Source organism: Chryseobacterium limigenitum (assembly GCF_900114875.1).
Classification (GTDB): Bacteria; Bacteroidota; Bacteroidia; order Flavobacteriales; family Weeksellaceae; genus Chryseobacterium; species Chryseobacterium limigenitum.
This window is the reverse complement of sequence record NZ_FPKW01000005.1, coordinates 43,073-57,222: the sequence shown is the minus strand read 5'-3', so window position 1 is coordinate 57,222 and position 14,150 is coordinate 43,073. Positions and strand designations below refer to the sequence as shown.

Annotated in this window: 9 protein-coding genes and 1 riboswitch; of the genes, 8 read left to right on the top strand and 1 reads right to left on the bottom strand. The window is 35.9% G+C overall.

The annotated features are described in order from the left end of the window. The first annotated feature begins 4 nt into the window (after positions 1-4). Entirely contained in the window at positions 5-940 is a 936-nt protein-coding gene (locus BT156_RS08170) for a Dyp-type peroxidase (RefSeq protein WP_072409021.1), read from the top strand. 114 nt (positions 941-1,054) lie between these two features. Here BT156_RS08170 and fumC read toward each other — a convergent pair whose 3' ends face one another. Beyond that, positions 1,055-2,449: a class II fumarate hydratase gene (fumC, locus tag BT156_RS08165; protein WP_072409018.1), complete on the bottom strand. Its 1,395-nt coding sequence runs from the start codon at positions 2,447-2,449 to the stop codon at positions 1,055-1,057. A 332-nt stretch (positions 2,450-2,781) separates the two neighbouring features. Here fumC and BT156_RS08160 point away from each other — a divergent pair, with 332 nt between their 5' ends. The 7 genes from BT156_RS08160 (at position 2,782) to prfA (ending at position 14,105) form a co-directional block, all read left to right on the top strand. Next, positions 2,782-4,389: a fumarate hydratase gene (locus tag BT156_RS08160; RefSeq protein ID WP_072409015.1), complete on the top strand. Its 1,608-nt coding sequence runs from the start codon at positions 2,782-2,784 to the stop codon at positions 4,387-4,389. Between the two features lie 181 nt (positions 4,390-4,570). After that, on the top strand, positions 4,571-4,849 hold the full coding sequence (locus tag BT156_RS08155) for a hypothetical protein (protein ID WP_072409013.1): 279 nt from the start codon (positions 4,571-4,573) through the stop codon (positions 4,847-4,849). Between the two features lie 398 nt (positions 4,850-5,247). After that, on the top strand, positions 5,248-5,397 hold the full coding sequence (locus tag BT156_RS22045; RefSeq protein WP_170857283.1) for a hypothetical protein: 150 nt from the start codon (positions 5,248-5,250) through the stop codon (positions 5,395-5,397). A 256-nt stretch (positions 5,398-5,653) separates the two neighbouring features. Further along, entirely contained in the window at positions 5,654-8,488 is a 2,835-nt protein-coding gene (locus tag BT156_RS08150) for an alpha-amylase family glycosyl hydrolase (protein ID WP_072409011.1), read from the top strand. Positions 8,489-8,635: 147 nt separating this feature from the next. Then, positions 8,636-8,742: riboswitch (SAM riboswitch) on the top strand. Between the two features lie 97 nt (positions 8,743-8,839). Then, positions 8,840-11,260 (top strand): TonB-dependent receptor plug domain-containing protein, encoded by a 2,421-nt coding sequence (locus BT156_RS08145; RefSeq protein ID WP_072409009.1) that lies wholly within the window; start codon positions 8,840-8,842, stop codon positions 11,258-11,260. A gap of 268 nt (positions 11,261-11,528) precedes the next feature. Further along, positions 11,529-12,830, top strand: a complete 1,302-nt coding sequence (locus BT156_RS08140) for an APC family permease (RefSeq protein ID WP_072409007.1) — start codon at positions 11,529-11,531, stop codon at positions 12,828-12,830. A 189-nt stretch (positions 12,831-13,019) separates the two neighbouring features. Continuing rightward, positions 13,020-14,105: a peptide chain release factor 1 gene (gene prfA, locus BT156_RS08135; protein WP_072409005.1), complete on the top strand. Its 1,086-nt coding sequence runs from the start codon at positions 13,020-13,022 to the stop codon at positions 14,103-14,105. Positions 14,106-14,150: the final 45 nt, after the last annotated feature.

The following is a 14,150-nucleotide window of genomic DNA, read 5'->3' as shown; positions in this document are numbered from 1 at the left end:
ATTTATGAGCATAGAATCACAAAATGTTACCGATTATCCTAATAGCAACACCATTTTTATGGTTTGGAAGCTGAATGATGATCCTAAGTTAAAAGACGTCTTTCAACAATTATGTGCATTAGTTTTAAACTTAAATAATTCTGTGTTTAACAGGTTTCCGGACAGCAGAGCAAGTTGCGTGATGGGAATTGGTTACAAAGCTTGGAAAAAATTGCAACTTCCAACACCGATGCCTAAAGAATTAGCCACTTTTGAAGAAATTAAAGGTATAAAACATACTGCAGTTTCTACTCCTGGCGACCTGCATTTTCATTTAAGAGCTGATAACAAGAGTATTATTTTTGATATGGCGATTGAGATCTCAAAATTGCTAAATCCTGTAGCTGAAAGTATTCTTGAGATTCATGGATTTAAATATTGGGATGCCCGCTCGATCTTAGGTTTTGTTGATGGAACAGAAAATCCACACGGAGAAGACAGAGATCATTTTGCTAAAATTGGCGATGAAGACCAAGATTATAAAGGTGGAAGTTATCTTTTTGTTCAAAAGTATCTTCACAACATGGATGCCTGGAAAGGTCTTTCAACGGAAGAACAGGAAAAAGTAATCGGAAGGTCGAAAGAAAATGATATTGAAATGTCGGATGATGTGAAACCATCAAATTCACATATTGCTTTGGCTAATATTGAAGGGGAGAATGGCGAAGAATTAAAAATTGTAAGAGATAATATGCCATTCGGAAATCCATCAACAAATGAATTTGGGACGTATTTTATTGCTTACTCCAGTACATTTGCAACGACAAAAAAGATGCTCACCAATATGTTTATCGGAGATCCGGTTGGGAATTACGACCGGATTTTAGATTTCAGTACAGCGGTTACAGGAACTCTTTTCTTTGTTCCGACAAGAAATATGCTGGATGATTTTTCAGGATAAACAGATTAAATAAATATAAAAGGTCAGAACATATTTCTGACCTTTTTGTTTTTGAAATCTTTAAGTTTTGATTGTTTAAGTTGTTTTTACAATATAATAATTAAATCTAGTTGTTTATTTTAAACTTCCTACCATATCCTCAGGTTTCACCCACTCGTCAAATTGTTCTGGAGTAACAAAACCAAGATTTACAGCTTCTTCTTTTAATGTTGTACCGTTTTTATGGGCTGTTTTTGCAATTTTTGCTGCATTTTCATAACCGATGTGCGTATTCAAAGCTGTTACCAGCATCAAAGATTTGTCAACCAATTCTTTAATTCTTTTGTTATTCGGTTCAATTCCTACAGCGCAATGATCATTGAATGAAATGCAGGCATCAGCAATTAGTTGTGCAGATTGCAAGAAATTATATGCCATCACAGGTTTGAAAACATTCAGTTCATAATTTCCCTGAGTTCCGGCGAACGAAATCGTAGTGTCATTTCCTAAAACCTGAGCGCAAACCATTGTTAATGCTTCGTTTTGGGTAGGATTTACTTTTCCGGGCATGATTGATGAACCTGGCTCATTTTCCGGAATATGAATTTCCCCAATTCCTGAACGCGGACCAGAAGCCATTAGCCTAATATCCTGAGCAATTTTAAATAACGAAACTGCCAGTTGCTTTAAAGCTCCATGAGATTCAACAATTGCGTCATGCGCTGCTAAAGCTTCAAATTTATTTTCAGCTGTCACGAATGGAAGATTGGTGAATTTTGCAATATATTCAGCCACTTTCACATCATACCCTTTTGGGGTATTTAATCCTGTTCCTACCGCTGTCCCTCCTAAAGCAAGCTCAGAAAGATGAGGTAACGTATTTTTTAATGCTTTTAAACCATAACTCAACTGAGCAACATATCCTGAAAACTCCTGTCCTAAAGTGAGTGGAGTAGCATCCATTAAATGCGTTCTTCCGATTTTTACAATATCTTTAAAAGCAGCTGATTTTTCGGCTAAAGTATCTCTTAATTTTTCAACAGCAGGAATGGTTGCTTCAACAACCTTTTTATAGGCTGCAATGTGCATTGCTGTTGGATATGTATCGTTGGATGATTGTGATTTATTTACATCATCATTGGCATGAACTTCAGATTTATCACCTAGATTTCCACCGTTATTAACGTGGGCTCTGTTAGAAATAACCTCATTCACATTCATATTAGATTGCGTTCCTGAGCCAGTTTGCCAGATTACCAAAGGAAATTGATCGTTTAATTTTCCTTCTAAGATTTCGTCGCAAACTTTAGCGATCATATCTCTTTTTTCAGCAGGAAGAACTCCCAAATCGGTGTTGGTGAAAGCTGCTGCTTTTTTTAAATAAGCAAAAGCTTCGATAATTTCGTGGGGCATTGAACCTTCGGGACCGATCTTAAAATTGTTTCTTGAACGTTCCGTCTGTGCTCCCCAAAACTTATCAGCAGGCACTTGAACTTCGCCCATGGTGTCTTTTTCTATTCTGTAATTCATTGTGATTGAAATTTTTTTAATTTTAATTTAACCACAAAAGACACAAAAGATTTAGTTTAAATTGTATAATAAAAATCTTTAAAGTTCACAAAAATGAAAATCATAGATTTTCAAAAACTAATGTGTTCTTTTAAAACACTATTTAATTAAACTTAAATTACTAATGTGTTTAAAAACTTTTGTGTCTTTTGTGGTTAAAAATACATTCCTATAAAATTACTCATTAATCAAAAACCTCGCAATTTATAATCATTATAAATATCAATTCACGTCACTGATTTTACTCATGTTTTTTTAGGTAAGCCGTATTTTTGCATCAAGAAAAAATTGAAATGGAATTTAGATATCAGGATCCGTACCCGATTCAAAAAGACGATACGGTTTATAAAAAGTTGACTTCAGAGTATGTAAAGGTTGAAAAACTGGGAGACAGAGAAATTTTAACTGTTGATCCAAAGGGACTGGAGTTATTGGCTGAAGAAGCGATGGCAGATGTTTCTTTTATGCTTCGTTCGTCTCACTTAGAAAGTTTGAAAAGAATTATCGATGATCCTGAAGCTACTGATAACGACAGATTCGTTGCGTATAACTTATTACAGAATGCTGCTGTTGCGGTGGAAGGAGCGTTGCCTTCTTGCCAGGATACAGGAACGGCGATCGTAATGGGTAAAAAAGGAGAAAACGTTTATACTGGCGTTGATGACGGTGAATATTTAAGCAAAGGAATTTACAATACGTATCAAAAAAGAAACTTAAGATATTCTCAGGTCGTTCCTTTGAACATGTTTGATGAGAAAAATTCTGGTTCAAATCTTCCGGCACAGATTGATATTTATGCTAAAAAAGGAGATTCTTACGAGTTTTTATTCTTAACAAAAGGAGGGGGTTCTGCCAACAAAACTTTCCTTTATCAAAAAACAAAGTCTTTACTAAACGAAAAATCTCTTGAAGCATTTGTAAAAGAGAGAATTTCAGACTTAGGAACAGCTGCTTGTCCGCCTTACCACTTAGCTTTGGTTATTGGAGGAACTTCTGCAGAAGCGAATTTGGCTACAGTAAAAAAAGCATCTGCAAAATATTACGATAATCTTCCGACAGAAGGAAATGAAGCTGGTCAGGCTTTCAGAGATCTTGAATGGGAAGCCAAAGTTCAGAAAATCTGTCAGGAAAGTGCAATTGGGGCTCAGTTTGGAGGGAAATATTTAACTCACGATGTTCGAGTAATCAGACTTCCTCGTCACGCGGCTTCTTGCCCGGTCGGAATGGGAGTTTCTTGTTCAGCAGACAGAAATATCAAAGGGAAAATTACTAAAGAAGGTATTTTCTTAGAGCAATTGGAACAAGATCCGAAAAGATTTTTACCTGCTACACCTCCACATTTGGAAGAAGCGGTTGAAATTGATTTAAATAAACCAATGCCTGAAATTTTAGCAGAGCTTTCAAAATATCCAATCAAAACAAGATTAAAATTAAACGGGACATTGATCGTTGCAAGAGATATCGCTCACGCAAAAATCAAAGAATTGTTGGATGCCGGAAAACCAATGCCTGAATATTTCAAAAATCACCCGATCTATTACGCAGGCCCTGCAAAAACTCCGGAAGGAATGGCTTCGGGAAGTTTCGGGCCAACGACGGCGGGAAGAATGGATGTTTATGTAGACGAATTCCAAAGTCATGGCGGAAGTATGGTGATGCTGGCAAAAGGAAACAGAACAGCTGATGTTACTAACGCCTGTCACAAATACGGAGGATTCTATATTGGCTCAATTGGAGGGCCTGCTGCAATCTTGGCGAAAGACAATATTCTGTCTGTTGAGGTTGTCGATTTCCCAGAATTAGGGATGGAAGCGGTAAGAAAAATTGAGGTGAAAGATTTCCCTGCATTCATCATTACCGATGATAAAGGAAATGATTTCTTCGCAAATCTAGCCCATTAAATGAGCAGAGGTTATTATATGATTGGAAATTCTGACCAAAGCTATAAGTCTAATTTCTAACATCTAATATCAAACTTCTCTATCAATTAGTTTAAAATAAAAATAAATAATGAAAATAGGGCGCTGATCTTTTGTTTAAAAAAGAAAAAAGTTCTATTTTTGCCTAAAATATATAAGAAAAATGATGTTATCAGCATTTTGGCCGTTTTATCAGTTCCTTTGGACAATCTACTTTGTTACAATGTTCCTTGTAGGATTCTGGTGTATCTTTATGTTTTTTGGATTGGTAATCCCAATGTGGTTAAGTGAAGGTTTGATGGAATACTTCGGTAAAGTGAAGCCTTTTGATCCGGAAGATATCAGAAGAAAAGAATTGAATGAGCAGAAGGGAGTAGAAGTGATCTTCAGCAACCCTAAAGGAAACGGGCCTTTCTTACACGATAGTCACGGACATCATTAATTGATTGTCATTGCTTTTTCACCTGAATTCTGAAAAAGTAATATCAAAGCAAAACAACATATATAAACCACTTAATTTATTAGGTGGTTTTTCTGTTATTATCCGTTTCTTAATGCTTTTGCAAAGTTTTCAACGTATTCATAACCGCATTCAATGGTTATTTCTTTGATCATGATTTCTTTATCAATGATCATTTTTTAGCTTTAACATTCTTAGTTCAGAAAGATAATCTGGTAGCGGAACAGATTGGCCTCAATTACGAATTGCAACAACAGATACGGTTAATTATCATGCTTCGGCAGCATTTCCGGCGAATGTATTATGAACGGTTCAACGTTATGTGAACGGAGGAGCAGTTAGAAAATACCGGTTTCTCTAGTGCTGCTTCATTTGCAGAAATGGTGATCGGAACTAATAATAAAGTCTATATCTGTAACGATACAGCGGTAAGAGAATCAGGCGGAAAGGTTTGGCTTCAGCAAAATTTAGGAAGTACGCAGATAGCATTTAAATATAAAATAGGTTTTAACTCTTTAAAGAATATTTAATTGTTATTAATTGGGTTTAAAATTATGCGTCAGAAGTAGAAATCGGATTTACTCAAAACCATTTGAAAATTAATTTAACTGGACAAAATTAGGAATGAATTATACAATCATTCAACTTAAAAATATCGGATAGATAAAATACTCTTCAATGCATAATATTTAAATCGTTAAAATGTATGTTTTTGGATCAAAATATAAATAATTCTCAAAAATTAAATTACATTCGTATCGTACTAACTAAAAAAAACAAACTTTTATGAAGAAATTTTATTCCGGTGTTTTGCTGTTTATCGTGGCTCTGGTTTTTGGGCAGATAAGCTATACAGTTGCACCCAATCCGTTCAATGAGACGGATCAGATTACATTAACGATACCCGGAAGCCAGATCGATGAATCTGCGTGGGGAATTGCCAATAATGATGTCTATATATGGACCTGGTCTTTAGATGCCAATTACAGCAATAGTCAGGATTGCCCTACCAATGGGAGCTGGGGGAATTCTAATGACTTAAATAAATTAAGCTATAATTCAGCAGCAGATGCGTATTCTTTAACTTTTACTCCAACAACATTTTATAACAGAACAGGAATCGGAAGATTTGGGTTTTTGCTAAAAGATAAAACGGGAAGTCACCAGACGGCAGATAGTTTTGTAAATGTTGGAATTTTAAATTTAAACTTAACCAATCCTTTAGCGAATAGTTTGACATCGGTTCCGGCAGGAAATTCGGTTAATGTGACAGCTACAACCAATGTTAATTCAACATTTCAGTTGAAAGCTAACGGAACAGTTGTAAATTCTACTTCAACGCCTTCTGCTTCATATTCTTATAGTTATACCGTAACTGCAGACGCAAACATGGAATTAATTGCAACAGATGCGAACTCAAATACAAAAAATGCAACGTTTATTTTACAGACGCCAAGAAACGTTGTTTCTGAAGCTATTCCTACATGGATAAAGCAGGGGATTAACTATCATCCGACAGATAACACCAGAGTTGGACTTGCTTTGTATGCTCCGTTTAAAAATTTCGTTCATGTGATCGGAAGCTTCAATAACTGGGCTGTGGATGATGCTTATTTAATGAAAAGAGATACCGCAAATCCTGATCTTTACTGGATCGAATTAACGGGTCTTACGCCGTCTCAATTATATACCTTCCAATACAGAACCAATGATCTTAGAAAAGTAGCAGATCCTTTTTCTCCACAAATATTGTCTTCCTATGACGATCAGTGGATCTCGGCTACAACCTATCCGAATTTACCTCCGTTTCCTGCAGGACAGGGCTTTGAGGTTTCTATGTTTAAAACGGGGCAGGCTCCTTACAACTGGCAGGCTACAAGCTTCCAGAGACCCAATAAAGAAGATCTTGTTGTTTACGAATTGTTATTGAGAGACTTTACGCAGGAAAAAAACTGGCAGTCATTAATCAATAAAATTACTTATCTGAAAAATTTAAAGATCAATGCAATTGAATTGATGCCAATTATGGAGTTTGAGGGCAATCTTTCTTGGGGATACAATACGTCATTCCACTATGCATTAGATAAAGCGTACGGAACACCGGAAAAATTCAAAGAATTTGTTGATTTGTGTCATTATAATGGGATCGCTGTGATCTTGGATGTTGCTTTCAATCATGCCACAGGACGGTCTCCGCTGGTAAGACTTTGGAATATTGATCCAGATGGAGACGGTTACGGAGATGTTGCTCCGAATAACCCATATTTTAATACAGTTCCGAAACACTCGTATAATGTTTTCAATGATTTTAACCATACAAGTCCGTCAACTAGATATTACGTTGAAAGAACGCTTCAACAATGGTTAACTGAATATCATATCGACGGTTTCCGTTGGGATCTTACAAAAGGTTTCACGCAAAGCTGTTCCGAAAATGATGAAACCTGCACCAATGCTTATCAGCAGGACAGGGTAGACATCATGAAATATTATGCTGATAAACAGTGGGGCATTGACCCGAATTCTTATATGATCTTCGAACATTTAGGAACAGATGCAGAAGAACAGCAGTGGGCAAATTACAGAGTTGCAGAAGGAAAAGGCGTAATGCTTTGGAATAATCAAAATGGCGCGTACAACCAAAATACAATGGGCTACAAAGAAAACAGCAACTTTGACAGAATGAATCATACGCTTCACGGCTTCACCAATATGCATGCGGTTGGATATGGAGAAAGCCATGACGAAGAAAGATTAATGTTTAAGAATATTGCTTACGGAGCTGTAAACGGAGCTTACGATGTTAAAAATCTAAATACAGCTTTAAATAGAATGAAAACTTTCGGTGCAACATTCTTCACAATTCCCGGCCCGAAAATGATCTGGCAGTTTGGCGAATTGGGCTATGAATTCAGCATCAACAGATGTGGCGACGGATCGATCAACAACGGTTGCAGAACAGATGAGAAACCTATTGCTTTTTCTTTAGGGTATGATACAAACGTAAACAGAAAGGCGGTTTACGATACTTGGGCTCAGATTATCAACCTTAGAAGTCTGTATCCTGTATTTAAATCAAAAACATATTCTGTAGAATCAAACAATCTTACCAATGATCCGAATGGATTAATTACCAGAATTTATGTTTACGATAACACGGCGAGTACTGTTCAGAATGTTGTGGTTATAGCCAATTACAATACCTCTGCAAAAGATGTTGTGCCTTACTTCCCATATACAGGACAATGGAAAAATTTATTGGATAATACCGTATCAATAGTATCTTCTACAACGGCGCCAATTAATCTTCAGCCGGGAGAATTTAGAATTTTCGGAAATTATACCGGAACTTTATCTACAGTTGACGTAAATGCAGAAAATAAATTATCGCTTCAAATTGCAGACAATCCTGTGAAAAATGGTTTGGCGAAACTAATTTATCATAAAGCTAAAAACGGTGAAATTATAATTTATGACATGAGTGGTAAAAAAATGGATTCCTTTAAACTTAAAAATGAGTCCGGAACTTATGAATTAAAAGCTAATTATCCTTCCGGAACCTATCTGGTTCATTTAAAATCTGAAACCGGAGTTGCTATCCAGAAGATGATTATTAAATAAATATATTTTAAACAAAGAGAGGTAATGAAAATTATCTCTCTTTTTATTGATTGAAAAATTCACATTTCACCATTGACTATTCACTCTTTAGCCGGTCACATTTCACAAATTTTTGCCAATTAAAATTATTAATCTACCTTTGCAGTAGATTTATCAAGAAAGGTGGAGGGATTTGGCCCTGTGAAACCTTAGCAACCGACACATTTCCAGTGTGTAAAGGTGCTAATTCCAACCCGATTGGGGGAAGATAAGTGAAGTCAATATTCTAAATATTCATTCCATTTCTTGACAATCTTTGTTGGCGGATTTTTTTCCGTCAGGGTTTATTATTAATTTTGCAAAAAACAAAAGATGAAGAGACTAAGCATATCTGTATTATTGCTTGGAGCGGTTTTCGTATCGGCTCAGGAACTTGAAAAAGAAAAACAGATCGAAGACGTTATTATCGTCGGAAACCGAAATGCTAAAAGAACAAAACTGGAAACACCTGTTCCGGTAGATGTTATCAATATTGAAAAAATACAAAAATCTGCACCTCAGACAACGGTTCAGGATCTTTTGAACTATGTAATTCCGTCTTTTAATGCGGTGAGACAGTCTGCTTCTGATGGAACGGAACATATTGATCCGATGACATTAAGAGGAATGGGGCCTGATCAGGTTTTAGTTTTGGTGAATGGAAAAAGAAGACACACAACATCTTTAGTTAATTATCAAAATACAGTCGGAAATGGTTCTGTCGGGACAGATTTAAGCACAATTCCGGTGATTGCGATCGATAGAATTGAAGTCTTACGAGATGGAGCTGCCGCACAATATGGTTCTGATGCCATTGCAGGTGTTATTAATATCATCCTTAAAAAAAATATTGGCGCTTCTGCAAGTTTAAATTACGGATTATCAGGAAGAAATGACGGCGAAACGTATCAGGGAGCAGTCAATTACGGAACTTCTTTAGGAAAAGATAAAAGTTACATCAATTTATCACTGCAATTAAGCCAGAGAGGAAAAACAACGAGAACGCAGAATCATGATTTAGATATTTTCGGAGATAATTTTGCTTATGAGTTTGCTGATGATCCTGCTGCTGCAAGGGCTTCCGATGATGAAATTATTCGTCAAAGAGGCTTAACCCGAGACGATTTCAATTTCCAGATCGGTGATGCCCAAATAAAACAGGCTCAGTTATTTTTCAATGCAGAATATCCTTTTAATGATCATTTTAAGCTTTATACTTTTGGAGGATTCAGTCTAAAAGAAGGGGAAGGCTTCGGTTTCAGAAGACTTCCAAGCGAAACCTCGAATATCGTTTCTTCAATCTATCCAAATGGTTTTCAGGCTAATTTAAAATCTCAGGTATACGATCTTTCTTACGCTGTCGGAACAAAATACAATGTAAATGACTGGTTTTTTGATCTTAGCAATACTTTTGGAAGCAATACATTCAATTATAATGTTGACAATACTAATAATGCTTCTTTAGGCGCGAAATCTCCGACAAGTTTTTATGCGGGAGCCCACAGTTTTCTCCAGAATACCATTAATCTTGATGTTTCTAAAAACTTAAATAATTTTAATGTTGCTTTCGGAGGAGAATTCAGGTTTGAGCAGTATCAGATCAAGGCCGGAGATGAAGCGTCTTATGCGAGATATGATATCAATGGAAATATTGCAACGCCCGGATCTACAGTTATTGGCGCAGGCGGATCACAGTCTTTTATGGGCTTTTCGCCTGATAATGCATTGAAAAAATCAAGACATTCTACAGCAGTTTATGCAGATGTTTCTTATGATTTAGATAAAAAATTAAATATCGATGCTGCTGCAAGATTTGAAAATTATTCCGACTTCGGAAATACTTTGAATGGAAAATTAGCCGTTAGATATGAATTTATAAAAAATTACGCGATTCGTGGAGCTGTAGGAACAGGTTTCAGAGCGCCTTCTTTGCAACAGCAATATTTTAATAATTCTTACGCAGATATTTCTACCTCAGGAATTGGAATTGTTACAAAAGGAATTTTCGCCAACGATAGCGAAGCAGCACAAATTCTTAATTTTGATAAATTAAAGCAGGAAACTTCCGTCAATGGAAGTCTTGGATTTACTTTAAAACCGGCAAAAGGGCTTTTTATTACACTAGATGGATATTTAATTAAAGTAAAAGACAGAATTGTCATTACAAGTAACATTACAGATTCCAGATTGGCAAATTATGGTGTAGAAAGCGGAAGATTCTTCGCTAATGCCATTGATACGGAAACAAAAGGTGTTGATTTAGTTGTTTCTTACGATTGGAAACTGGCTGGAGGCAACTTAAATATCAATTTAGCAGGAAATTATACGGAAACAAAGATCACGGATTTCCATTTTCCTCAAAATTTAGGAACACCTCAGAATGAATTTTTCGGGCCGGATCAGATCAATATTATTGAAACTCTTTCTCCGAAAGCGAAAGCAACATTAGGCTTGAATTATGGGATTGGTAAATTCAATTTCTTAGTCAGAAACACCTATTTTGGTAAGGTAATCAGAGACGGATATCCTTTCGGCGGTGTTCAGGAGTTTTCTCCTAAAATTGTAACGGATGTCAGCGTTGGTTATGATATAACTAAAAATGTAAACCTTACGATTGGAGCCAATAATTTATTAGATGTTTTCCCTGATTTGCAGATCTATGAGAATTCTTATTACGGAGTTTTCAAATACGCGCCGGTTCAGATGGGAACATTGGGAAGTTATTTCTTCGGAAGAGTTAATTTTAATTTTTAATTGAATAAATTTAGTATTGAACTTTTCAAACTTTTTATTTTAACCACAAAAGGCACAAAACATTAAACATATTATTTAAGTTCGTAATGAATAGCAATCAAGAACATATAAGTTTCTAAAAATCTTTGATTTTTATTCTTTTGAGGGCTTTTGTTGTCAAACAGCTAAATTTTAAATTGTTCAATCATTGCTTTTGTATCTTTTGTGGTTAATTTTAATTAGTTTAAACCGCCCTATTATTCAAATATAAATCTAGCATCTATATAAAATGAGCACTACTTCACATCAAATAGGCTGGAAAACAGCAGTCGCCATCGTTGTATCCAATATGATCGGGACGGGGATTTTTACGACTCTAGGTTTTCAGCTGGTAGATGTTAACAATACGTACAGCATTTTTCTGCTTTGGATGATTGGCGGCGTGTTGGCTTTGTTTGGAGCATTTTGTTACGCAGAATTAGGATCTCATTTTAAAGGAAACGGAGGAGATTTTATTTATCTTAAAGAAACTTATCATCCACTTTTGGGCTATTTGGTAAGCTGGATCTCTTTGATAATCGGTTTTTCTTCACCTGTAGCTTTGGCTGCTTTGGCGATGTCAAAATATCTTTCGGCCTTTGATTTTACTTTTGGAACCTGGTTTTCGGTTGTCGTCATCTTTTTGGTGGCGCTGTCTTTATCTTTTAGTTTAAAGGCTTCGAGCAGATTTCATAACTTTTTTACGTTTATTAAAGTCGCTTTTATCATTGTCCTGATTATTTTGGGTGTTGTTCTTTCAGAACCTCAAATTGGAAATAGTCTAAGTTTCACCAACAGTTGGAAAGACGAAATAATGCTTCCCGCCTTTGCAACCTCTTTGGTTTTTGTAACCTATTCATACACAGGCTGGAATTCCGCATCTTACATTGCAGGAGAAATTAAAGATGTTCAAAAAAATCTTCCCAAAGCATTGATCGTAGGGACAGTTTTCGTGACGGTTTGCTATATTTTGATCAATTATATTATGCTGAAACATGCTCCGATCCGCCAATTGGCAGGAAAAGAAGATGTAATGAGAGAGGCGGCTAATAATATGCTTGGTCATTCTTTTGGAAAAATAGTAAATGTTTTTATTGCCTTACAATTGGTCGCTACGATCAGTGGCTATTTATGGGTAGGTTCAAGACTGACGCAGGCTTTCGCGAAAGAGAACAGATTATGGAAGTCTTTATCTGTCAATAATAAAAAAGGAATCCCGGTTCGTGCTATTTTTGCCCATGCAGTTATCGCAACATTGATTATTCTGACTGGAAGTTTTAAAGAAATTTTTGTGTACACTTCATTTATTCTTCAACTGTTTGCAACATTGGCAATTTCTACAGTGTTCTTTCTTAAAAAGAGTGACAGAAAGATATTTAAATCCAATTTTTTCTATATTTTTCCGAGTGTTTTTATGTTATTCAGTCTCTATATTTTATATTTTACGTTCATTCATAATCCTAAAGAAAGTCTCATCGGATTAGGAATCGTAGCCACGGGAATTGTTTTGTATTTGATTGATAAAAAGCTTTCTAAGAATGTTACTGAATAAGTTTAATGGTTTATATCGACCTAGGAAAATGGAGCGTTAAGTAAAAAAATCCATTCATTATTTTAAAACAAGCCAAGATTATATTAATTTATAGACAAAATAACACATATCAAATAGTTACAGTTTATCCAAAGACTATTGAGTATTGAATTAATAATTCTTATCTTTGCATCCACAAAATTTTCTACAATGTCTAAGTCGTTAATTCCAAAACTAGAAGCTATAAAACAAAGATATAATGAGGTGGCAGACCTTATTATACAGCCTGATGTAATTTCAGATCAAAAAAAATATTCTTCATTAAATAAAGAATACAGCGATTTAGGAAAAATTGTAAGAGTTTACGATCAGTATAAAAACGCTTTAGATAATATCGCTGAGTCTGAGGAAATCATCGCTGACGGGTCAGACAGAGACTTGGTAGATATGGCTAAAGAAGAAAAAGTAGAAGCTCAGGGTAAACTTCCAGGTCTGGAAGAAGAATTGAAAGTACTTTTGATTCCTAAAGATCCGACCGATGATAAAAACGTAATCGTAGAACTTCGTGCCGGAACCGGTGGAGATGAGGCTGCTATTTTCGTGGAAGACGTTTACAGAGCGTATGCAATGTTCTTTAAGACTAAAGGCTGGAAGCACGAAATAACAGATTCTAGCGAAGCTGCAAAAGGTTATAAAGAACTCATTTTAAAGATTGAAGGAGACGGTGTTTACGGAATCATGAAATTTGAGTCCGGTGTTCACCGTGTACAACGTGTTCCTGAGACAGAATCTCAAGGTAGAGTACACACTTCTGCCATTACCGTTGCCGTTTTACCGGAAGCTGAAGAAATTGATTTTGAATTAAATCCTGCAGATATCGAAATGCAGACTTCCCGTTCAGGTGGAGCGGGTGGACAAAACGTAAACAAGGTTGAAACCAAAGTACAGTTGACGCACAAACCTTCAGGAATGGTGGTTGTTTGTCAGCAGGCACGTTCTCAGTTGGCCAACAGAGAATTGGCGATGGAAATGCTTCGTACCAAATTATATGATATCGAAGTACAGAAATCTGTCGGAGATATTGCTGCACAACGTAAATCAATGGTTTCTACAGGTGACCGTTCTGCAAAGATCAAAACCTACAACTATCCTCAGGGAAGAGTTACCGATCACAGAATCAACAAATCAATGTATAATCTTGATGCCTATATGAATGGTGATATCTCTGAAATGATCGATGCCGTGATCATGGCAGAAAACGCCGAGAAGATGAAAGGAGAGGAAGAAAATTATTAGAAATAAATCAATATATAAAAAACTCGTTCAATTCGAACGAGTTTT

What these genes read in the sequence shown, in the direction of transcription:
- BT156_RS08170 (WP_072409021.1), top strand. Translation starts at nt 5, where the DNA reads ATGAGCATAGAATCACAAAATGTTACCGATTATCCTAATAGCAACACC.
- fumC (WP_072409018.1), bottom strand. Translation starts at nt 2,449, where the DNA reads ATGAATTACAGAATAGAAAAAGACACCATGGGCGAAGTTCAAGTGCCT.
- BT156_RS08160 (WP_072409015.1), top strand. Translation starts at nt 2,782, where the DNA reads ATGGAATTTAGATATCAGGATCCGTACCCGATTCAAAAAGACGATACG.
- BT156_RS08155 (WP_072409013.1), top strand. Translation starts at nt 4,571, where the DNA reads ATGATGTTATCAGCATTTTGGCCGTTTTATCAGTTCCTTTGGACAATC.
- BT156_RS22045 (WP_170857283.1), top strand. Translation starts at nt 5,248, where the DNA reads ATGGTGATCGGAACTAATAATAAAGTCTATATCTGTAACGATACAGCG.
- BT156_RS08150 (WP_072409011.1), top strand. Translation starts at nt 5,654, where the DNA reads ATGAAGAAATTTTATTCCGGTGTTTTGCTGTTTATCGTGGCTCTGGTT.
- BT156_RS08145 (WP_072409009.1), top strand. Translation starts at nt 8,840, where the DNA reads ATGAAGAGACTAAGCATATCTGTATTATTGCTTGGAGCGGTTTTCGTA.
- BT156_RS08140 (WP_072409007.1), top strand. Translation starts at nt 11,529, where the DNA reads ATGAGCACTACTTCACATCAAATAGGCTGGAAAACAGCAGTCGCCATC.
- prfA (WP_072409005.1), top strand. Translation starts at nt 13,020, where the DNA reads ATGTCTAAGTCGTTAATTCCAAAACTAGAAGCTATAAAACAAAGATAT.